Origin of the sequence: Acinetobacter sp. (genome assembly GCF_036659555.1) — a bacterium.
Taxonomy (GTDB): Bacteria; Pseudomonadota; Gammaproteobacteria; order Pseudomonadales; family Moraxellaceae; genus Acinetobacter.
On the sequence record NZ_JAVXCI010000055.1, the window covers coordinates 1 to 20,669 of the forward strand.

The following is a 20,669-nucleotide window of genomic DNA, read 5'->3' on the forward strand; positions in this document are numbered from 1 at the left end:
GCCCTTTCACGGCGGTAACCGGGGTTCGAATCCCCGTAGGGACGCCAAATTCAAGCCGGCTTTAATTCACTTAAGGCTGTCTTATAAAAAACCCAAGCATCGCAGCTTGGGTTTTTTATTGCCTGCAATCCGCCCGCTTCCGCATTTTTCTTCAGGCGATTTTTGCTTTCTGCGCCATTCCGATTAAAATAAGCGGCAAATTAAAATTATGGAGTTGCAATGCAATACCGCTGCCCTCAATGCCAAAGCCCGAAAATCATGCCCGTTGCGCAAGCCGGCGCACCGGCCGCGCGTCCGGTTGTGCCAAAGAGCCTGGTGTTTTTAATTCCGGCCATTTTTGTCCTGCTTCTTCTGGTGCTGATCAGCATTGCGATGTGGATTTTCGGCGACGGCGCAGGCTCCGGGCTGCAGGCGGCAACCGTTGCGGTATTCGCAGTCTGCCTGATTGCCGGCTTCCTGTTTTACCGCGATCTGCCGGATTTCAAGATTTCCATGCAGGCCTTCATGCAGTCGCAGAAAAAATGGAACTGCCGCGACTGCAGCCACGAATGGGAAAGCTGATCCGCTGAAATTGAATGCGCAGGCGCGCATCAGCGCTTAATGCTGATGCGCGTCCGCAGCTGCCGGCCGGCCATCTTCATGGCGGTGAGCATCCGCAGCGCAGGCGCCCTCTTCAATCTGCAGGGTCATTTCGGTAATGCCGTGCTGATGGCTGAGCATTTCCAAGGCTTCACGGTACAGGGCATTGCGGTCTGCGCAGGGCGCAAGCAGGTGCACGGTCAAATGCACATTCTTGGAGCTGATGGCCCAGACTTTCAGCTGATGAATGCTTTCCACGCCGCTTAAATTCAGCAGGTCATTGCGCAGCTTTTCAATGTCAATTTCCTCCGGCACGCCTTCCAGCAGAATGTTGATGCTCTGCTTCAGCAGAATCCAGGTCCGCGGCAGCACCCAGAAGCCGATCAGCACCGCAATCAGGCTATCCACCCACATCCAGCCGGTAAAATAAATCACGGCCGCGCCGATGATCACCCCGACCGAACCCAGCGCATCGCTCAGGACTTCAAGATAAGCCCCTTTCATGTTCAGGCTGTCCTGCGCGCTGGAAAACAGAATCCGCATGGAAATTAAGTTGATGATCAGGCCTACAGCCGCCACAATCATCATGCCCATGCTCTGGATTTCAGGCGGCTGGCTGAAGCGCAGATAAGCCTCATATAAAATATACATCGCCACCGCGAACAGCATCGAGGCATTGAATAAAGCCGCCAGAATCTCAAAGCGCTGATAGCCGAAAGTGCGCCGGTCATCCGCAGGCAGCTTGCCGATTTTGATGGCAGCCAAGGCAATGGCGAGCGCCGCCGCATCGGTAAACATATGCGCCGCATCCGACAGCAGCGCCAGGCTTTGCGTCATAAAGCCTGCTATGACTTCAATCACCAAAAAGCCCGATGTCAGAATCAAGGCAAAGGTTAATTTTCTGGCATTGCCTTCTGTCACAACGGCATGACTGTGATCATGCCCATGCTGCTGGCTGTTCATTATCCCCCCTCGCTTTATCAAGCCGTGCTGAAAGTTCAGCTTATTCATTCTATAGACTTATTGATAATAGTAATTATTATCAATTAAGGCCATTCCCCGATATAATCGCTTTCACGCAAATTTTATTCAAGCGCCTGCTTATTATTCAGGATAACCCTTTATGAAAAAATATCTAGCCTTAGCCCTACTCGCGTGCACGCATGTTCAGGCGCATGCGCCTTATGTCGCTCCGCTGGCCTATATGACTGATAACACGCAAATTACTGTGCTGAGCGCTTATGCGGAACAGGCGCTGCAGCCGGAATACGCCCTGAAAGACATTCGGTTCAGCATCACGCAGCCGGATCAGGCCCAGCTGACAGCGCAGCCGCAGCCGGGCTTAAAATCCGCAGCCGCCTTTGACCTGAAATTGCCTGAAAAAGGCACCTATACGCTTTATGCAAAAACCTCCCACCCGCTCCAGTATGTGCAGCACAATAAGCAGTGGAAAATTTTTGCCGATGTGGCAGCGGACAAGGCTCCTGCGCTGAGTGAACGCGACTTTGTGATTCCAAGCGACTTTAAAGGCAAGCTCCCGAAGAAAGTTGACACTGTACGCGAATGGAGCATCCAAAGCTATGTCAGCAAAGGCGCCGCCTCTGCCGTGGCCATGACACCGGCGCCGATTCAAGTCAGCTTCCAGACCCATCCCAATGAAATTCAGGCGCTGCGCCCTGTGCAGCTGCAGCTGAGCAAGGCCGGCAAGCCGCTGGCGCAGGCTGAAGTGCTGATCCGCGCCCAAGGCGCTTCTGAGCAGCAGGCTCAGTCCGCCGCAGTGAATGCCGACGGCACAGCCAGCGTAACTTTCCCGCAGGCCGGCAGCTATCTGCTGGAAGTCAGCGAAGCCATTGACCCGAAAGCCGCCCCTAAAAACCAGCACTACACCATCATCAGCCTGGGCGTCACTGCGCCGGCCTCCTGATGCCGGCCACGGGCTGCATTCAATCCATCCTCGCATAAAAAAACCAGCCCGGGGGCTGGTTTCTGCTTGGCATCAATTCAGCAATCAGCTGCCGATTTTCTTATACTTAGAACGCTTCACCACCGCAGTGTCGCCTAAGCGCGCCTGGCGGTATGCTTCATATTCAGCATAGTTGCCTTCATAGAATTCAGGCTGTTCATTTTCAAATGACAGGATATGCGTTGCGATGCGGTCAAGGAACCAGCGGTCATGCGATACCACCATCACGGTGCCCGGGAACACCAGAATGGCATCTTCAAGCGCGCGCAGTGTTTCGATATCCAAGTCGTTCGACGGTTCATCGAGCAGGATCACGTTTGCGCCCATCTGCAGGATCTTCGCCAGCTGCAGGCGGTTACGCTCACCGCCGGACAGCTCGCCGACACGCTTCTGCTGATCCTGGCCTTTGAAGTTGAAGCGGCCGATATAGGCGCGCGATGCAATTTCGTAATCGCCGATTCTCAAGATGTCCAAACCGCCGGAAACTTCTTCCCAAACCGTTTTGTTGTTATCTAAAGTATCGCGGATCTGACCCACATAAGCCACTTTAACTGAATCGCCCAGCGTTACTGTGCCGGTATCCGGCTGCTGTTCGCCCGTCATCATGCGGAACAGCGTGGTTTTACCCGCGCCGTTCGGGCCGACGATGCCGACAATTGCAGTAGGCGGCACAGTGAAAGTCAAATCTTTATACAGCAGGCGGCCGTCAAATGATTTGCTGATGCCTTCAACTTCCACCACCTTGTTGCCTAAGCGCGGGCCAGGCGGAATGTAGATTTCAGAAGTTTCGTTGCGCTGCTGGAACTCGCGCGAGTTAAGCTCTTCAAAACGCTCCATGCGCGCTTTGTTTTTCTTCTGCTGGCCTTTGGCATTTGAGCGAACCCATTCAAGTTCTTTTTTCAATGCTTTAGCAAAAGATTCTTCCTGCTTGTTTTCCTGCTCTAAACGGGCATTTTTCTGTTCCAGCCAAGAAGAATAGTTGCCTTGGTAAGGAATGCCCATGCCGCGGTCAAGCTCCAGAATCCACTCGGCCACGTTGTCCAGGAAGTAGCGGTCATGCGTAATCGCCACAATGGTGCCGGCAAAGTCTTTCAGGAAGCGTTCCAGCCAGGACACGGATTCCGCGTCCAAATGGTTGGTCGGTTCGTCCAGCAGCAGCATGTCCGGCTTGGACAGCAGCAGGCGGCACAATGCAACGCGGCGGCGTTCACCGCCTGAAAGCAGTGTTACGTCAGCATCCCAGGCCGGCAGGTTCAGCGCTGCCGCTGCCTGATCCATCTGGTTGCTTAAGTTATGCGCATCCCATGAGTGAATAATGGCTTCAAGCTTTTCCTGCTCTTTTGCCAGCGCATCAAAGTCGGCATCTTCAGCGGCGTATTCAGCGAATACTTCATCCAGGCGCGCCAAGGCGTCCAGCGGTTCACGCAGGCCGTCTTCCACGTTGCCGCGGACGTCTTTGTTTGGATCGAGCGGCGGCTCCTGCTCAAGGTAGCCGATTTTAATACCCGGCTGCGCGCGCGCTTCGCCTGAGAAATCTTTATCTACGCCAGCCATAATACGGAGCAGGGTAGATTTGCCCGCGCCGTTTAAACCAAGCACGCCAATTTTCGCGCCCGGGAAAAATGATAAAGAGATGTCTTTTAAGATTTCGCGCTTCGGCGGAACCATTTTTGACACACGGTTCATCGTGTAAATATATTGGGCCACGCAGGACTCCTCAATTGAAAAACCAAAATTCACCCATAATCACAGCATCGGGTGAACAAATAACCGCAGGCATTATACGATGAAAGCGCTGAAAAAATAAGGCATAGCCCGCATCTTCAATAGAATGTTACAACTATCGGATAGTTTAAATTTCAAACAGGCTTGCGCAGGCTTAAATCCGCGCAGTTTTGTGCTGAAAAACTTTCAGCCATATCAGCAAATAAGATATTTATTTCAATAAATATGCGCTTTTATTCATATGCATAACTGATAGACTGAGCAAATTTCCAACTCACGAAGATGATGTAAACATGACGTATAAAGATGAAACTTTAGCCATTCATGCGGGGTATCAACCGGAGCCGACCACCAAAGCCGTTGCCGTTCCTATTTATCAAACCACGTCTTATGCCTTTGACAACACTCAACATGGGGCCGATTTATTTGATTTAAAGGTGCAGGGCAATATCTACACCCGCATCATGAACCCGACCACTGCGGTGCTGGAGCAGCGGGTGGCAGCGCTGGAAGGCGGGATTGGCGCGCTCGCCCTGGCCTCAGGCATGGCGGCCATCACCTATGCCATTCAGACTATTACTGAAGCCGGCGACAACATTGCATCAGTTTCCACCCTGTACGGCGGCACCTATAACTTATTCGCGCATACCCTGCCGAAGCAGGGCATTGAAGTGCGCTTCTTTGACTATCAGAATCCGGAAGCGCTGCGCGGCCTGATTGATGAAAAAACCAAGCTGGTATTTGTCGAATCGATCGGCAACCCGCTGGGCAACATCATTGACCTGGAAGCCATTGCGGCCATCGCGCATGAATACGGCGTGCCTGTGGTGGTTGACAACACCGTGGCGACCCCTGCCCTGCAGAAGTCCTTTGATTTCGGCGCCGACATCATTGTGCACTCGCTGACCAAATACATCGGCGGCCACGGCAACTCCATCGGCGGGATTATTGTCGACAGCGGCAAGTTCCCCTGGGGCAAATATCCGGAACGCTTTAAAGTCCTGAACACGCCCGATCCGAGCTATCACGGCGTCAACTATGTGGAAGCCATCGGCGACGCAGCCTACATTGCCCGCGCCCGCGTGGTGCCGCTGCGCAATACCGGCGCAGCCATCAGCCCGCTCAGCGTGTTCCTGATCCTGCAGGGCCTTGAAACCCTGAACCTGCGCATGGAGCGCCATACCGAAAACGCGCAGAAAGTCGCTGAATACCTCAAGGCGCACCCTAAAGTGAAATGGGTGAATTACGCCGGCTTAAAAGACCATCCGCAGCACGCCCTGGCGCAGAAATACGTCAAAGGCAAGCCTTCCGCCATTCTGTCTTTTGGCGTGCAGGACGGCCGTGAAGGCGGTACGCGCTTTATTGACGCGCTGCAGCTGTTTACCCGCCTGGTGAACATCGGCGATGCCAAAAGCCTGGCCTGCCACCCGGCCACCACCACGCACCGCCAGCTGAATGAAGCGGAGCTGAAAACCGCTGGCGTCAGCATCGACATGGTCCGCCTGTCTGTCGGCATTGAGCATATTGATGATTTAATTGCTGATCTGGAGCAGGCCTTGGCCGCGGTTTGATTTAATGAAGCCCGGACAGCCTTCCGCGCTTTTGCAGGAAGGCTGTTTTTAGCCGGAAATTTTTCTTAAGCATTCCCTTGCTTTATTTTTGATTCATGGTAAATAATGAATGCAAAGATGATTCAATTTAGAGCAATTGCTCTAGATTCATTTTTAAATTCAACAAGTTAAAATATGGATTTTCCGCATAAATCCGCTATCATAGCCGCACGGAACATTACTGAATTTCGGCAAGAATGAAAGTATGCTCAGGCAATAAAAACAAACGCACTGAATCACATTTATTCAGATCAGGGAACTCACCGTGAAACAAAGATTAGAAAAACGCTTTCAAGAAAAAGTGAATGGAAAAGTTGTCTTAATTACCGGCGCTTCCAGCGGCATCGGCCTAACCGCAGCGCACCGCCTGGCCGGCGCCGGCGCGCATGTGCTGCTGGTTGCCCGCACCAAAGAAACGCTGGATGAAGTCAAAGCGGAAATTGAAGCCAAAGGCGGCCAAGCCTCAGTTTTCCCCTGCGACTTGAACGACATGAACTCAATTGATGAAGTATCCAAGCAGATTTTAGCTTCGGTCGATCATATTGATATCCTCATCAACAATGCAGGCCGCTCCATCCGCCGCGCCGTGCATGAATCCACTGACCGCTTCCATGACTTTGAACGCACCATGCAGCTGAATTACTTTGGCGCAATCCGCCTGGTGATGAACATCCTGCCGCAGATGATGATCCGCCGTGACGGCCACATCATCAACATCAGCTCAATTGGCGTACTGGCGAATGCCACGCGCTTCTCGGCTTATGTGGCGTCTAAAGCCGCGCTGGACGCTTTCAGCCGCTGCCTGTCCGCCGAAGTGCATTCGCATAAGATCGCAATTACTTCGGTTTACATGCCGCTGGTGCGCACGCCGATGATCGCGCCGACCAAAATCTACAAATATGTGCCGACGCTGTCGCCGGAACAGGCTGCCGATTTAATCGCCTACGCCATTGTCAAGCGCCCGAAAAAAGTCGCAACGCACCTGGGCCGCCTGGCCTCGCTGACCTACTCGGTTGCGCCGGACATCAACAACAAGCTGATGTCGATCGGCTACAACCTGTTCCCCAGCTCTTCAGCCTCTGTCGGCCAGCATGAAAAGCTGAACTGGGTGCAGAAAGCCTATGCCCGCCTGTTCCCGGGTGAGCACTGGTAAGCCCAGCTTAATTGCATCACCTTCAAATAAGCCCGGTCATGGGCTTATTTTTATTTCACCCGGCGCAGCAGCCGCCATATGAAAAATTGATCAAGATTTAATGCCTCAATGCCGGCGCGATGCCGTACACTATGCAGTGCGCTTCAAACCGCAACTTTTCAATTGAATAAAATTTTGGGTGAAATCCACATGAACAACTTGCAATGGCTCGATGAAGTAAAATTTAACGAACAAGGCTTAGCGCCCGCTATTGCACAGCATCATCAAACCGGCCGGATTTTGATGGTGGCGTGGATGAACCGCGAAGCTTTGGCTTTGACTGCGGAAAAAAACCAGGCGGTGTATTTTTCCCGCTCGCGCAATAAGCTCTGGCACAAAGGCGAAGAATCCGGGCATTTCCAAACCGTGCATGAAATCCGCCTGGACTGCGATGCCGACGTGATTGTGCTGCAGATTGAGCAGCGCGGCGGCATCGCCTGCCATACCGGCCGCGAATCCTGCTTCTACCGCAAGCTGACGCCGAACGGCTGGGAAATTGTCGATGCGCAGCTGAAAGATCCAGAGCAGATTTACGGCGGAGCATCCTCAAATCCGCATACGCTGGCCATGAATGCCTCTGCGGCGCAGTCAGAACAAGTTGAAGTGCTGGATTATTTAGGCCAGATGATGGCGGAGCGCAAAGCCGCTGACCCGGACTCGTCTTATGTGGCCAAGCTGTACCATAAGGGCCTGAACAAAATTCTGGAAAAAGTCGGCGAAGAAAGCATTGAAAGCATTATCGCCGCCAAGGATTTTAAAGCCGAAGCCTCAGAAGACCATAAAAACGATTTAATTTATGAAGTGGCGGATTTATGGTTCCATACCATTGTGATGCTGGGCTATTTCGACCTTGAACCGCAATTGGTGCTGAATGAATTGGCGCGCCGCCAAGGCCTGTCCGGCCTGGCGGAAAAAGCCAGCCGCGCGCACTGACATTAAGCCGGCACGCAGCCTTGACTGAGCAGAACAAACCCAGCGCGACCGATGAGCAGGCGACTGCCATTGACAACGCGCGCCTCGGCCAATCCTTTAAAGTGATTGCCTACGCCGGCACCGGCAAAACCACCACGCTGCAGATGATCAGCGACGCGATGCCGCAGCGGCGCGGCATGTATCTGGCCTTCAACAAGGCCATCGCGGCCGAAGCGCAGGCCAAGTTTCACCGCAATGTCGACTGCCGCACCTTCCATTCGCTGGCTTACCGCAGCGTTCCGCGCGGCGTGACCGACAAGCTGCGCCTGCCGCGCCTAAGCCCGAGCTTTATGGCCAAGGAATACCGCCTGGCGCCAATTACGCTGCGGCGCATGATGGGCGGGCGCTATGAGCAGTATGTGCTGATGCCGTCGCGCCTCGCCAGCCTGGTGGCCAATGCGGTCAGCCATTTCTGCTCGACCAGTTCGCAGTATCCGGCGCCGCGCCACCTGCAGGCGCCAAGCTGGCTGCATCCCGATGATATTGACGCCCTGCAGAAGCACCTCTACCCGGCGGTGGAGCGGCGCTGGCTGGAATCGGTTGATCCGAATCATCAGGCCGGCATCGGCCACGACATCTACCTCAAGCTCTGGGCGCTGTCCGAGCCGAATATTCCTGCGGACTATGTGCTGTTTGATGAAGCGCAGGATGCCGACCCGCTGATGCTGGGCATTCTGCTGAAGCAGCGCAGCACGCAGGTGATTTATGTCGGCGACGCGCACCAGCAGATCTACGCCTGGCGCGGCGCAGTCAACGCCATGCAGCAGCTGCCGCTGCCGGAATCGCGCCTGACCACCTCTTTCCGCTTTGGCGAAGAAATCGCCCTGCACGCCAACGCCCTGTTAGGCGCGCTGCATGAAACCGTGCCCCTGCGCGGCAACCCGCTGCTGCAGTCCAAAGTGCTGAATAAGCCGCATATCAAGCAGCGCGATGCGATTCTGTGCCGCACCAACGCCCGCGCCATGGAGCTGCTGCTGGCCGGCCTGGTGCACGGCGAAAAAGTCAGCCTGCAGGCCGACCACGCCCGGCTGAACCGCTTTGTCGACGCCGCCGCCATGCTGAAGCAGGGCAAGCGCGTCACCGATGTGCCTGAACTGGCCTGGTTCAATTCCTGGCATGACGTGCATGAATACTGCGAAACCAATGACGGCAGCGACATTAAGCCGCTGGTCAAGCTGGTGGATGATCACGGCACCGATCCCTTGAAGCGCGCGCTGGCGAAAATCACCCCGATTGGCCAGGCCGACTACATCATCTCCACCGCGCACAAGGCCAAGGGGCTGGAATGGAACCGCGTGCATATTGAAGACGACTATCAGTTCCGGCTGAATGACAAAGACTATAAAATTAGTGACGAAGAGTTACGGCTGCTTTACGTGGCCTGCACGCGTGCTAAAGTAAGCTTAAACATTCACCACATTTATGACCTGATGCAGCGGCTGAAGCGGGAAATGCCGGCCTCGCTGCGCCGGGCCGCGGGCTGAAATCCCCAACCTGTCCAGCTGAAGGCGCCTTATGAGAATTGAATCCATCCGGCTGAAGCACACGCTGCACTTCAGCGACCTGCTGGCCGAATTTAAATATCATGATCAGCCTGTCACCTTGATTTTAGGCGATCAGGGCTCAGGCAAAACCGGCATTCTGCGCTTCAGCTATCAGGCCCTGACCTGGTTCGCTGCCCGCTGCAAAGACCTGCGCGCCGCCGGGCTGGTGATGCTGGATCAGGACATCATGCAGGCCCGCCTGCAGTCCAAAATTGACATCCGCGTCAGCTTTTCCGGAGAAGCCGGCGCGCTGCTGCCCGGCGCTGAGCATCCGGAAGAATACGCATGCAGCTGGCAGCTGTACAAAACCCTGAACAGCCAAGGCATCGGCATCAGCAAGGCCGAAACCCGGCAGCTGGAGCTGCTGGCGGCCCGCTATCAGCAGGCGCAGCGCGATGATCCCCTGCTGGGCCTGCCGCTGATCGCCTACTACCCTGCCGAACGCTTCGTCAATGAAGTGAATATCCTGAATAAAAACAATCCCGCCATTTTTCAGCCGGCGCACGCCTATGAAATTTCAGCGATTCCGTTTACCACCTTTTCGCGCTTTTTTGAGTGGTTCCGCGAAGTCTGCGACATTGAAAATGCGCAAAGCGCGCAGATGGTGCAGGAAATTTTAAACAGGCATCAGCTGCAGGGGCCATCCGCGCCGCAGCCTGCCGATTACCTTGCCGGCAGAATCGCGCAGGCGCATGCTGAAATCCGCGCGCCGGCATTAAGCTCTTTGCGCCGCGCCTTGGCCATTGTCCTGCCGGAAATCAGCGGCTTGTTCCTGCTGTATCAGCCGAAACTGCAGCTGATGGTGACCTGTCAGGGCAAAGCCATGCCGTTTCAGCAGCTGTCCAACAGCCTGCGCAATCTAACCGCGCTGATTGGCGACATTGTGCGCCGGCTCTGCCTGCTGAACCCAGCCAGCCTGTACCCCTGCGAAGAAGGCGAAGGCATTCTGCTGATTGACGCGGTTGACCATCAGCTGGATCAGAACATGGCGCAAGTGATTCTGCCGCGGCTGCATCAGGCCTTTCCGCGCCTGCAGATTATCGCTTCGGGCAACCGCCCGGAACTGCTGGAGCAGGCTGGCGGCTTTCAGTGCTTAAAGCTGGAAAACAGGCAGCTGCTGCCGCTTCAGGCCGGACAGCTGCAGCAGCAGTTTGATGAAATCTACGCGCAGCTGCATTTAGAGGAAGCCGCCCCGCCGGCAGGCGCAGAGGCTGAAGCCCCGGTGCTGCAGGAGCCGGCTTTGGATGAGGACGCGGCGGAATCCATGCTGCTGCGGATTCAGCAGCAGCTGAATGACGAACAGCAGCGCCAGCTGATCCGCCTGCTCAATGGCAGTGATCCGGACATCAGCAAAAATACCCTGCCTTAGCCGGCCAGAACACGGGCAAGCTGAAATACCGCGCTGAAAAACGCCTGCAAGCGTAATCAGCGCCCGGCTGCGCAGGCAGCCGCTTCATCCGCGGTTTCAGCCGGCGGATAATCTCCGGCCTGTACACAAAAAAGATTGAAGTTGAGCAGCGCCTGTAATATGATCGGTTTTACTTGCAATTTCCATATCCACATCGGATTTTGCAATCGTTCATTTGCTGCGCAATACAGCTGAGTTTATTTTTTTGAACATTTTGGCTTTCAAGATCGAGTATTTTTGGACTGCTCCTTGCTGTCCTGTAATCCTTGAGGGCTTAAGATTCACCTTAGGTATAACCTAATCACGACAATGGATGCGAGTGTGCTGCCGATTATTATATTGTTACCGCTGCTCCTAGGCACAACCCTTGTCCCGTGGCTGAAGCGATTCTCGCGCGGGGTAACGGCCTTAGGGGCGGTTGGAGTCAGCTTAAGCAGCCTGATTCTGCTGCTGACTCAGGCGAAAGATGTCTTCAACGGCCAAGCCGTTGCGCAAAGCTGGCCATGGCTGCCGCAGCTCGGCATTGACCTGAGCTTCCGCCTTGATGCGCTTGGCCTGCTGTTTTCCCTGCTGATCACCGGCATCGGCACCCTCATTTATATATACGCCTATTATTACCTTAATCCTAAAAACTCCCTCAGCAAGCTGTACCTGCTGCTGATGCTGTTCATGGCAGCCATGCTCGGCATTTCACTGTCCAACAATTTAATTCTGCTGCTGATTTTCTGGGAACTGACCAGCATTTCCTCCTTCCTTCTGGTCGGCTACTGGAGCAATTACGACGCGGCGCAGCGCGGCTCGCGCATGGCGCTGACCATTACCGGCATGGGCGGACTGTGCATGCTGGGCGGTTTTGTGCTGCTCGGGCAGATTACCGGCACCTATCAGATTGACCAGATTCTGGGCATGCGCGGGCAAATTCAAAGCCATGCGCTGTTTGTTCCCGCCCTGCTGCTGATTTTAATGGGCGCATTCACCAAAAGCGCGCAGTTTCCGTTCCACTTCTGGTTGCCGAACGCCATGGCGGCGCCGACCCCGGTATCGGCTTACCTGCATTCCGCCACCATGGTTAAAGCCGGCATTTTCCTGCTGGCGCGCCTGCTGCCGATTTTTGCCGGCGCAGCGCTGTACCATAATATTGTGACCTTTGTCGGGCTGTTCACGCTGTGCATGGCAGCCTTCTTCGCCATCTTCAAGGAAGACTTGAAGGGCCTGCTGGCCTATTCAACCATCAGCCATCTGGGGCTGATTGTCTGCCTGCTGGGCATAGGCTCGCCTTTGGCCGTGGCCGCCGCCATTTTCCACATCATCAACCATGCCACCTTTAAAGCTGCTCTGTTCATGATTGCCGGGATTATTGACCATGAAGCCGGCACGCGCGATTTGCGCAAGCTTAGCGGGCTTTGGCAGCTGCTGCCGTTTACCGCAACGCTGACCATGATTACCGCGGCGTCTATGGCCGGCGTGCCGCTGACCAACGGCTTCCTGTCAAAGGAAATGTTCTTTACCGAACTGCTGCGGGAACTCTCCGGCCCGGCGCTGATCGGCTCGGCCATCGCCGCGACCTGCGCCGGAATTTTTGCGGTCGCCTATTCCATCCGCCTGGTGCATGGCGTATTTTTTGACGGCCCGGTCGGCAAAAACGTCCCGCATAAAGATGCGCACGAGCCGCCATTCGGCATGCGCGCGCCAGCCACAGCCCTGGCGGTGTTATGCATTTTAGTCGGCCTGCTGCCTGCCCTGCTGATTGAACCGATTGTCAACAGCGCTGCGCAGGCCAGCACGCAGAACTTCGCCTTTGAAGGCGCGCATCTGGCCATTTGGCACGGCTTTAACCTGCCCCTGGCCATGAGCGCCATTGCGCTGCTGGGCGGGGCTGTATTCTACTTTGCGCTGGCCAAAGGCGGCCGGCTCCGCGCAATTGATCTGGACCCGCTTTTGGGCCGGCTGCAGGGCAAAATCCTGTTTGAACTGTTTTTAAAGCACCTGCTGCTGAAGTCGCGCAAACTCAAGCGCGCCACAGAAAACGGCTCGCTGCAAAGCTACCTGCTGTGGATTGTGCTGTTCAGCATTGCGCTGGCTGCCCTGCCGCTGCTGCCGCAAGGCATGTCCGCCGGCACCCGCGAGCTGACGCATGCGCCGGCAATCGCCATCGTGCTGTGGCTGCTGCTGTTCTCCGCCTGCTGGATGATGCTGTGGTTCCATCATGAGCGCATTAAAGCCGTGCTGATCAGCGGCGCGGTCGGGCTGGTCGTCACCATGGTGTTCATCTGCTTCTCTGCGCCGGATCTGGCGCTGACGCAGATCACCGTCGATGTGGTCACCACCGTGCTGCTGCTGATGAGCCTGTCGCTGCTGCCGCAGCTCACGCCGTATGAATCCAGCGTTTCGCGGCGCTGGCGCGACGCTTTAATTGCCATTGCCGGCGGGCTGGGCATCGCCTGGATCACCTGGCTGATTCTGACCCGCGACCACAACTCCATTTCATGGTTCTTCATGCAGCAGTCCATTCCGCTGGGCGGCGGCACCAATGTGGTCAATGTAATTCTGGTCGACTTCCGCGGCTTTGATACTTTCGGCGAAATCACCGTGCTGGGCATCGCCGCCATCGGCGCGCTGTGCCTGATGGACGGCATGCGCGCGCACGGCACCAGCATTACCCAAGGCCTCACCTACCGCTTCAACCCTTCCCCGCTGATGTTCCGCATCACGGCGTCATGGATTCTGCCGCTGGCCTTGGTGGTCAGCCTGTACATCTTCCTGCGCGGCCATAACCTGCCGGGCGGCGGCTTTATTGCCGGCCTCATCACGGCGCTGGCTTTGATCATCCAGTACATTGCGCTGGGGCAGGATCAGGCGGAACGCCTGCTGCGCGCCAGATCCGGCCGCCTGTATGAGGTCTGGATCGGCATTGGCCTGGTGATCGCCGGCCTGACCGGCCTGGGCGCATGGTTCTGGGGGCGCCCGTTCCTCACCAGCGCGCACTTTTACGTATCGCCGCCGGTCATTGGCGAGATGCATCTGGCGACCGCGGCCCTGTTTGATGCCGGGGTTTACATCACCGTGGTCGGCGCGGCCATGCTGATGATTTCCGTTTTGGGCGACTCGCGCCACTCCAGCATGGCTGGCCCAGTGCCAAAAGGATAAGCATATGATCAGTTTAGAATTCTTATTGGCTTCCGCCATTGGGCTGCTGGCGGCGGCGGGCATTTATTTGATCCTGCGCGCGCGCACATTTCCGGTGGTGCTGGGGCTGGCGATGATCGGCTATGCCGTGAACCTGTTTCTGTTCGCGATGGGGCGCATTCATGTCAATGCCCCTGCCGTGCTGACCGAAACCGCCCAAGCCACCGACCCGCTGCCGCAGGCGCTGGTGCTGACCGCCATTGTCATCGGCTTTGCCACAACCGCATTCATTGTTCAGCTGGCGCTGCGCAGCCGTTTTGAATCAGGAACAGACCACGTTGATTCCAAAGAAGAAATACCGCAAATTGACCCGCGCGAGGATGAGCCTTGATGACTGACTTCATCCAGTTCTGGGCGCAGCATGCCCCGGTCTTCAGCATTTTAATACCGGCTTTCACCGCTTTCGCTTTAGTCCTGCTGGGCAACCCCGGCTCCGGCTCACTGGCGCAGGACTGGCGCCAGCCTTGGCGCCGCGGCATCAGCCTGGTGTCCGCCCTGCTGGGCCTGATCACCGCCGTCAGCTATCTTGCGATGGCCAGCCAAGGGCAAATCAGCGTATACAACCTCAGTGAATGGGCGGCGCCATTCGGCATCGTGCTGGTGCTGGATCAGCTGTCGGCATTCATGCTGGTGCTGACCTATGCGCTGGCAGTGCCGGTTCTCTGGTACGCCAGCAAGGAATGGGATGAACGCGGGCGCTATTTCCACGCCATGTTCCATTTCCTGCTGATGGGGCTATGCGGCGCCTTCCTCACCGGCGACTTATTCAACCTGTTCGTGTTCTTTGAAATCCTGCTGATGGCCTCCTATGTGCTGCTGCTGCACGGCCAAGGCAAGGCGCGCTTTCAGCTGGGCATTCATTACGTCACCATCAACCTGCTGGCGTCCGCGCTGTTCCTGATTGGCCTGGGCATGATTTACGGCAGCGCCGGCAGCCTGAATATGGCCGATGTCGCCCGGCTGATGCCTTTGCTGGAGCCGGATCAGCACCGCCTGGCCGCCGCCGGCGGACTGCTGCTGTTCGCAGTCTTCGGCATTAAGGCCGCCATGCTGCCGGTCGGCTTCTGGCTGCCGAAAACCTATGCCGTGGCCACCACGCCTGTGGCAGCCATTTTCACCATTATGACCAAAGTCGGCATTTACGCCATTCTGCGCGTGAACGGCACGGTATTTGATGATGAAATCAGCCGGGAAATTCTGCAGAACTGCCTGCTGCCGATCGGCTTAATCACCTCGGTATACGGCGTGATTGGCGCGATTGGCGCAGAACGCCTGCGCCGCTTTGTCGGCTTTATGATTTTATCCTCCATCGGCACGCTGTTAGTTGCCATTGCCCTGTTCAGCACCGAAGCCTGGGCCGCCGGCCTGTATTATTTAGTCCACAGCACCCTGATCGGCGCAGCCTTTTACCTGCTGTGCGGCTGGATTACTTCGCAGCGCGGCGAATTCAAAGACCACTTTAAAATTGCGCCGCAGATGAAGCAGCATAAGGCCTTAGCCTTGGCTTATTTCGCCATTGCCCTGATGATGGCGGGCCTGCCGCCATTCAGCGGCTTTTTAGGCAAGGTTTTCATTCTGCAGGCCGCCGTGTCCTCGCCTTATCAGCTGCTGATTATTCTGACCATTCTAGCGGTCAGCCTGCTCAGCATCATCGCCATGACCCGCGTCGGCTTTATTCTGTTCTGGCGCTCCAGCAGGCCGGAAGACAATCCGGATGCGCCTGAATTCAAGGCCTATCATGCCCTGCCTGCCAAAGCGCCAAAGCGCAATGACAGCGCCGTCTACCTGCTGCTGGCAGGCCTGACCGCATACATGGTGTTCGCCGCGCCCATTTACCGCTATGCGCACAGCACGGCAGAACAGATGCGCAGCAATGCCCTGTATGAAGAAATCCTGCTGAAAAAAGATGAGCAGGGCAATCCCATCAGCGTGCAGCCATTTGACCCGGAAAACCTGCCGGAAACCAAATACGGCGGCGAGACGATAGACCCGAATGCGCATCTGATTCCGCTGCTGATTTCAGAAAACACCCTGCAGGGCGAGCACATTTCCGAATATAAAAAGCGCCAGATTCAGGAGCAGCAAAGCCAGGCCCCTGATGATGCGCAGCTGAAACCGATGGAGGCGCCCTAAGCATGAAAAACGCTTCATTTTTTGCACGCTGGTTCCCGCATCCGCTGGTGTCCGCAATTGCCGGCCTCAGCTGGCTGATGCTGGGCTACAGCCTTGATGCCGGCTCCATTCTGATGGCCCTGATTTTGGCAGTGCTGATTCCGCGGCTGGTGCATCCGTTTATTGCGCGCACCCCGAATATTCACTGGCTGCCTGCGGTGAAACTCTTTTTTGTGGTGCTGTGGGACATTATTGTCTGCAATATTCAAATCGCCAAGCTGGTGCTGGGGCCGACCCATAAGCTGCACCCCAAATGGTTCCGCGTGCCGCTGGAAACCCAGCATGAAGAAGTCAACACCCTGCTGGCGATGATCATCACCACAACGCCGGGCACGGTTTCGGCCGGCATTGATCAGGACCGCGGCGACATTCTGGTGCATGCCTTAAGCGCGGAAGATCCCGAGGCGGAGATTCAAAGCATTAAAGCGCGCTATGAAAAACCCTTAATGCAGATTTTTGGCGTAGATTCAGGAGAGCGCTCATGACCATTTTGCCCTATGCGCTGGGCATTTGCCTGGCGGCCGTGACCATTTCCATGCTGCTGTGCCTGATCCGCCTGATTTTCGGGCCGTCCATTGTGGACCGCCTGCTGGCTTTGGACACGCTGTTCCTGAATGCCACCTGCCTGATTGTGATTTTAGGCATTTACTGGGCCAGCACTGCGCTGTTTGAGGGCGCGCTGCTGGTGGCCATGCTGGGCTTTGTCTCCACCGCTGCCCTGGCCCGCTATTTCACCACCGGCCATGTGATTGATTAGGAGGATCCGCAATGCAGCTTGCCATGGAAATACTGGTTTCCCTGTTTTTAATCATCGGCGCATTCTTCATGCTGGTCGGCGGCATCGGCATGGTGCGCCTGCCCGACCTGTTCATGCGCCTGCATGCGCCGACCAAGTCCAGCACGCTGGGCCTGGGCAGCTTTTTAATCGCAGCCATTATCTACGGCGCATTTCACGGGCGCTTTGGCTTTGCCGAGCTGCTGCTGACGCTGCTGGCCTTTATTACTGCGCCGGTTTCCGCAAATTTGATGGCGCAGGCCGCGCTGCATCTGCGCCTGCGCTCAATGGGCGGCGATGTGCCTGAAGCGCTGAACCGCCCGCTGCCGTGGCAGCGCACGCGGCGCCGCGCCCCGCATAAAAAAGGCCAGCTTTAAGCTGGCCTTTTTTACTGTCAGTGCAGGAACAAATGCATTTCCAATGCCTCAGCGCTGAGGCCATGCCGTTTGGCAGGCACATATCTCTGCATCATATTGACGGTAATTTTTCCGGCGCCCAAACAGCACTGATATCAGAAAGCCAATACTCATCAGAATGCTTCAAAGCGCGCTGCAAAATACAGCCGCTTTAAACTGCATCCAAGATTTCAGCCCTTTGAGTTCCTTGTTTTTTTATAAGCATGCTGAATATTCTCATGGGGCAAAATTTCTTATTTCCGTACATTCAAGTTCACTCAAACCCAGCACGGTTTAAGCTCCTATAAAAGGCATCATATTCAAGTTCTTCAAGCCGTAAAAAAGCCGCCCTAAGGCGGCTTTTCTATGCGTCCAGACTGGACTTATTCTTCATCTTTTTTTGCATCTTCAGGAGGCAAATCCTTCACTGCTTCCGCAATCAGGCCAAACATATAATTGCCGTATGCATTGGTTTTGTCATAGTGAAAACGCAGGCGGGGCGTAATGCGCGTTTTAATGCGGCGGCCCAGCTCATGGCGCAGGAAACCGGATGCCTTATTCAGAACATCCAAAGTTTCCTTATTGGCCGCTTCACTTTGCTCATCGCCCAGTTCACGGCCCATCACAGTAACATACACTTCAGCATAGCCTAAATCAGCACTGACTTTCACCGCAGAGATGGTCACAAGGCCACCCAAGCGCGGATCTTTGAGCTCCTGGCGGATCAGTTCAGACAATTCACGCTGAACTGTATCGGCCATACGCTTAAGACGCTGACTACCCGCCATTAAAGACTCCGTTTAATCAATTGAACATCGTAGACTTCAATCTTGTCTTTGACTTTGATGTCTTTATAGCCCTTGACTGCAAGGCCACATTCCATGCCGGCGCGGACATCTTCCACCACTTCTTTATAGCGGCGCAGAGACTCAAGCTCACCTTGGAACACAACAACATCATCACGCAATACGCGGATTGGCTTGTTGCGGTGCAGCATGCCTTCAAGCACCATACAGCCGGCTGCAGCGCCGAATTTGCTTGAGTGGAATACTTCACGCACTTCAGCAACACCCAGAATCGTTTCACGGTGTTCCGGCGCAAGCTTGCCGCTCATCGCCGCTTTCACGTCATCAATCAATTCATAAATGATGCTGTAGTAGCGGATGTCGATGCCGTCTGCATCGGCTTTCTGGCGCGCGGTGTTGTCTGCGCGGACGTTAAAGCCAAGCAGCACCGCTTCTGAAGATTCAGCCAGCGTTACGTCAGACTCAGTGATCGCGCCAACGCCTGAACCGATAATGCGGACTTTAACTTCGTCAGTCGCAAGATCAGCCAGCGCAACATGCAGCGCTTCTAAAGTGCCGCGCACGTCAGTTTTCAGCACCACGTTGACAATCGGCACATCTTTCTTGCCCATAGACGCCATGATGTTTTCAAGGCGCATTGCGCTCTGACGCTCAAGGCGTTTTTGACGCTCACGGTCCATGCGCGCATCGGCCACTTCACGGGCTTTCTTCTCGTCATTAACCACGAGAACTTCATCACCCGCCATAGGCGCTTCAGGAAGGCCGAGGATTTCTACAGGAATTGAAGGGCCGGCCGATTTAATGCGCTGGCCATTTTCATCGGTCATAGCGCGGACGCGGCCGTAAGATGAGCCTGCAAGAACCAGGTCACCGACTTTCAGCGTGCCGTTCTGCACAAGAATAGACGTTACCGCGCCACGGCTGTTGTCTACGCGCGCTTCGATCACCACGCCTTGCGCAGCGCCTTCTTCAGACGCTTTCAATTCCAGCATTTCAGCCTGAATTGAGATTAAGTCTAGAAGCTCGTCAATGCCCATGCCGGAGTGCGCTGAAACCATTGCCACTGGCACATCGCCGCCCCATTGTTCAGGCACGATCTGCTTAGAGGTCAATTCGTTCAGTACGCGGTCCGGATCTGCAGATTCTTTATCCATCTTGTTGATTGCAACAATGATTGGCGTACCGGCTGCGCGCGCATGGTCAATCGCTTCTGCAGTCTGCGGCATTACGCCGTCATCAGCAGCCACAACCAGAACCACGATATCAGTCGCTTTCGCGCCGCGTGAACGCATTGCTGTAAAGGCAGCATGTCCCGGCGTATCAAGGAAAGTAATAATTCCCTTATCAGTCGTTACATGGTAAGCGCCAATGTGCTGGGTGATGCCGCCGGCTTCGCCCGCAGCCACTTTAGAACGGCGGATGCGGTCAAGAAGCGAGGTTTTACCATGGTCAACGTGACCCATGATGGTAACAACCGGCGCACGCGTTGATTGCGCGCCGCGCGCTTCTTCAGCCGCTTCAAGCAGGTTGTCTTCCGCTTGGGTATCTGAAACAAGTACAGGATTGTGGCCCATTTCCTCAACCACCAGCGCAGCAATTTCCTGCTCAATCGCCTGGTTCTGCGTAACCAATTCACCCATTTTCATCAGTGATTTAATGACTTCGCGGACTTTAATCGCCATTTTAGCTGCAAGGTCTGCAACAACAATGGTTTCACCGATTTCAACATCGTAAATTTGTTTTTTAACCGGTTTTTCAAAGCCGTGCTTGTTCGCCTGGCTGGTTTTCAAGCCGCGCTTATGCTGATTATGGCTGAAAGACTGCTCTTCCTGGCCGCGGCGGCCGCCTTTTTTCGGCGCGCGCGTGCTTGGCGTATTCGTACCGCGCTTAATTTCGCGGTCTTCTTTGGCAAATGAATCTTCATACGCCTGGCCAACAAGGCCAGCAGCCAATGGAGAATCATCAACCACACGGATGGTTGCAGTTGTATCTTCCGCAGTGTACTTAGACGCCATTTGGCGCATCTGCTCAAGCGTGCGCTGCTGCGCCTCTTCAGCAGACTTGCGGCGCACAGCTTCTTCAGTCGCTCTCAGCTGCGCGGTCTGCGCTTCACGCGCTTTCTTCTGCTCTGCAGTTTCAGTTACTTTAACTGTCTGCTTCACAATCGGCTTATTGTTGGACTTGCGCTTCACCACAACAGCGGCTCTCGGCACTTCCTGCTTGGCGGTTTCCTGCTTGGCAGCTGCGCGCATTGCATTCAAGTTTGCTACGGCTTTATTTACTGCTGGAGTTTCAGCTTTAGGTTCAACCATAGCTTGAACGTTCGCACGAGCTTGTTGCTC

The 20,669-nt window shown here is 55.3% G+C and carries 17 protein-coding genes; 13 read left to right on the top strand and 4 right to left on the bottom strand.

What is annotated here, in order from left to right:
* Window positions 1-219: 219 nt before the first annotated feature.
* Window positions 220-561 (top strand): hypothetical protein, encoded by a 342-nt coding sequence (locus RSA72_RS08845; RefSeq protein ID WP_332621162.1) that lies wholly within the window; start codon window positions 220-222, stop codon window positions 559-561.
* Window positions 562-597: 36 nt separating this feature from the next.
* On the opposite strand, the gene RSA72_RS08850 is transcribed toward RSA72_RS08845, so the two are convergent.
* On the bottom strand, window positions 598-1,542 hold the full coding sequence (locus RSA72_RS08850; protein WP_332621160.1) for a cation diffusion facilitator family transporter: 945 nt from the start codon (window positions 1,540-1,542) through the stop codon (window positions 598-600).
* A gap of 160 nt (window positions 1,543-1,702) precedes the next feature.
* Here RSA72_RS08850 and RSA72_RS08855 point away from each other — a divergent pair, with 160 nt between their 5' ends.
* A complete protein-coding gene (locus RSA72_RS08855) occupies window positions 1,703-2,503 on the top strand; it encodes a DUF4198 domain-containing protein (protein ID WP_332621158.1) in 801 nt (266 codons plus the stop codon).
* 84 nt (window positions 2,504-2,587) lie between these two features.
* Here RSA72_RS08855 and ettA read toward each other — a convergent pair whose 3' ends face one another.
* Window positions 2,588-4,249, bottom strand: a complete 1,662-nt coding sequence (gene ettA / locus RSA72_RS08860) for an energy-dependent translational throttle protein EttA (protein WP_332633039.1) — start codon at window positions 4,247-4,249, stop codon at window positions 2,588-2,590.
* Window positions 4,250-4,560: 311 nt separating this feature from the next.
* Between ettA and RSA72_RS08865 the strand changes: the two genes are divergently transcribed.
* The 11 genes from RSA72_RS08865 to RSA72_RS08915 all read left to right on the top strand — a co-directional run bounded on the left by RSA72_RS08865 (window position 4,561) and on the right by RSA72_RS08915 (window position 17,503).
* A complete protein-coding gene (locus tag RSA72_RS08865; RefSeq protein ID WP_332621155.1) occupies window positions 4,561-5,838 on the top strand; it encodes an O-acetylhomoserine aminocarboxypropyltransferase/cysteine synthase family protein in 1,278 nt (425 codons plus the stop codon).
* Between the two features lie 304 nt (window positions 5,839-6,142).
* The gene (locus RSA72_RS08870; protein ID WP_332621153.1) at window positions 6,143-7,030 is read left to right on the top strand and encodes an SDR family NAD(P)-dependent oxidoreductase; all 888 of its coding nucleotides are present in this window, start codon (window positions 6,143-6,145) and stop codon (window positions 7,028-7,030) included.
* Window positions 7,031-7,219: 189 nt separating this feature from the next.
* On the top strand, window positions 7,220-8,002 hold the full coding sequence (gene hisIE / locus RSA72_RS08875; protein ID WP_332621151.1) for a bifunctional phosphoribosyl-AMP cyclohydrolase/phosphoribosyl-ATP diphosphatase HisIE: 783 nt from the start codon (window positions 7,220-7,222) through the stop codon (window positions 8,000-8,002).
* 20 nt (window positions 8,003-8,022) lie between these two features.
* Window positions 8,023-9,525 (top strand): UvrD-helicase domain-containing protein, encoded by a 1,503-nt coding sequence (locus tag RSA72_RS08880; protein WP_332621149.1) that lies wholly within the window; start codon window positions 8,023-8,025, stop codon window positions 9,523-9,525.
* Between the two features lie 31 nt (window positions 9,526-9,556).
* On the top strand, window positions 9,557-10,954 hold the full coding sequence (locus RSA72_RS08885) for an ATP-binding protein (protein WP_332621147.1): 1,398 nt from the start codon (window positions 9,557-9,559) through the stop codon (window positions 10,952-10,954).
* 348 nt (window positions 10,955-11,302) lie between these two features.
* A complete protein-coding gene (locus RSA72_RS08890; protein WP_332621145.1) occupies window positions 11,303-14,140 on the top strand; it encodes a monovalent cation/H+ antiporter subunit A in 2,838 nt (945 codons plus the stop codon).
* A 4-nt stretch (window positions 14,141-14,144) separates the two neighbouring features.
* Window positions 14,145-14,510: a Na+/H+ antiporter subunit C gene (locus RSA72_RS08895; protein ID WP_332621144.1), complete on the top strand. Its 366-nt coding sequence runs from the start codon at window positions 14,145-14,147 to the stop codon at window positions 14,508-14,510.
* On the top strand, window positions 14,510-16,312 hold the full coding sequence (locus RSA72_RS08900) for a monovalent cation/H+ antiporter subunit D (protein ID WP_332621143.1): 1,803 nt from the start codon (window positions 14,510-14,512) through the stop codon (window positions 16,310-16,312). Before RSA72_RS08895 ends, RSA72_RS08900 begins: the two co-directional genes overlap by 1 nt.
* Window positions 16,313-16,314: 2 nt before the next feature.
* Window positions 16,315-16,836, top strand: a complete 522-nt coding sequence (locus RSA72_RS08905) for a Na+/H+ antiporter subunit E (protein ID WP_332621142.1) — start codon at window positions 16,315-16,317, stop codon at window positions 16,834-16,836.
* On the top strand, window positions 16,833-17,108 hold the full coding sequence (locus RSA72_RS08910) for a monovalent cation/H+ antiporter subunit F (RefSeq protein ID WP_332621141.1): 276 nt from the start codon (window positions 16,833-16,835) through the stop codon (window positions 17,106-17,108). The genes RSA72_RS08905 and RSA72_RS08910 overlap by 4 nt, the downstream gene beginning before the upstream one ends.
* 11 nt (window positions 17,109-17,119) lie before the next feature.
* Window positions 17,120-17,503: a Na+/H+ antiporter subunit G gene (locus RSA72_RS08915; RefSeq protein ID WP_332621140.1), complete on the top strand. Its 384-nt coding sequence runs from the start codon at window positions 17,120-17,122 to the stop codon at window positions 17,501-17,503.
* A 401-nt stretch (window positions 17,504-17,904) separates the two neighbouring features.
* On the opposite strand, the gene RSA72_RS08920 is transcribed toward RSA72_RS08915, so the two are convergent.
* The gene (locus RSA72_RS08920; protein ID WP_068912953.1) at window positions 17,905-18,309 is read right to left on the bottom strand and encodes a ribosome-binding factor A; all 405 of its coding nucleotides are present in this window, start codon (window positions 18,307-18,309) and stop codon (window positions 17,905-17,907) included.
* On the bottom strand, window positions 18,309-20,669 hold a 2,361-nt coding region (gene infB, locus RSA72_RS08925; protein WP_332633041.1), incomplete at its 5' end, for a translation initiation factor IF-2. The genes RSA72_RS08920 and infB, both read right to left, overlap by 1 nt.

What these genes read in the sequence shown, in the direction of transcription:
- RSA72_RS08845 (WP_332621162.1), top strand. Translation starts at nt 220, where the DNA reads ATGCAATACCGCTGCCCTCAATGCCAAAGCCCGAAAATCATGCCCGTT.
- RSA72_RS08850 (WP_332621160.1), bottom strand. Translation starts at nt 1,542, where the DNA reads ATGAACAGCCAGCAGCATGGGCATGATCACAGTCATGCCGTTGTGACA.
- RSA72_RS08855 (WP_332621158.1), top strand. Translation starts at nt 1,703, where the DNA reads ATGAAAAAATATCTAGCCTTAGCCCTACTCGCGTGCACGCATGTTCAG.
- RSA72_RS08865 (WP_332621155.1), top strand. Translation starts at nt 4,561, where the DNA reads ATGACGTATAAAGATGAAACTTTAGCCATTCATGCGGGGTATCAACCG.
- hisIE (WP_332621151.1), top strand. Translation starts at nt 7,220, where the DNA reads ATGAACAACTTGCAATGGCTCGATGAAGTAAAATTTAACGAACAAGGC.
- RSA72_RS08885 (WP_332621147.1), top strand. Translation starts at nt 9,557, where the DNA reads ATGAGAATTGAATCCATCCGGCTGAAGCACACGCTGCACTTCAGCGAC.
- RSA72_RS08890 (WP_332621145.1), top strand. Translation starts at nt 11,303, where the DNA reads ATGGATGCGAGTGTGCTGCCGATTATTATATTGTTACCGCTGCTCCTA.
- RSA72_RS08895 (WP_332621144.1), top strand. Translation starts at nt 14,145, where the DNA reads ATGATCAGTTTAGAATTCTTATTGGCTTCCGCCATTGGGCTGCTGGCG.
- RSA72_RS08900 (WP_332621143.1), top strand. Translation starts at nt 14,510, where the DNA reads ATGACTGACTTCATCCAGTTCTGGGCGCAGCATGCCCCGGTCTTCAGC.
- RSA72_RS08905 (WP_332621142.1), top strand. Translation starts at nt 16,315, where the DNA reads ATGAAAAACGCTTCATTTTTTGCACGCTGGTTCCCGCATCCGCTGGTG.
- RSA72_RS08910 (WP_332621141.1), top strand. Translation starts at nt 16,833, where the DNA reads ATGACCATTTTGCCCTATGCGCTGGGCATTTGCCTGGCGGCCGTGACC.
- RSA72_RS08915 (WP_332621140.1), top strand. Translation starts at nt 17,120, where the DNA reads ATGCAGCTTGCCATGGAAATACTGGTTTCCCTGTTTTTAATCATCGGC.
- RSA72_RS08920 (WP_068912953.1), bottom strand. Translation starts at nt 18,309, where the DNA reads ATGGCGGGTAGTCAGCGTCTTAAGCGTATGGCCGATACAGTTCAGCGT.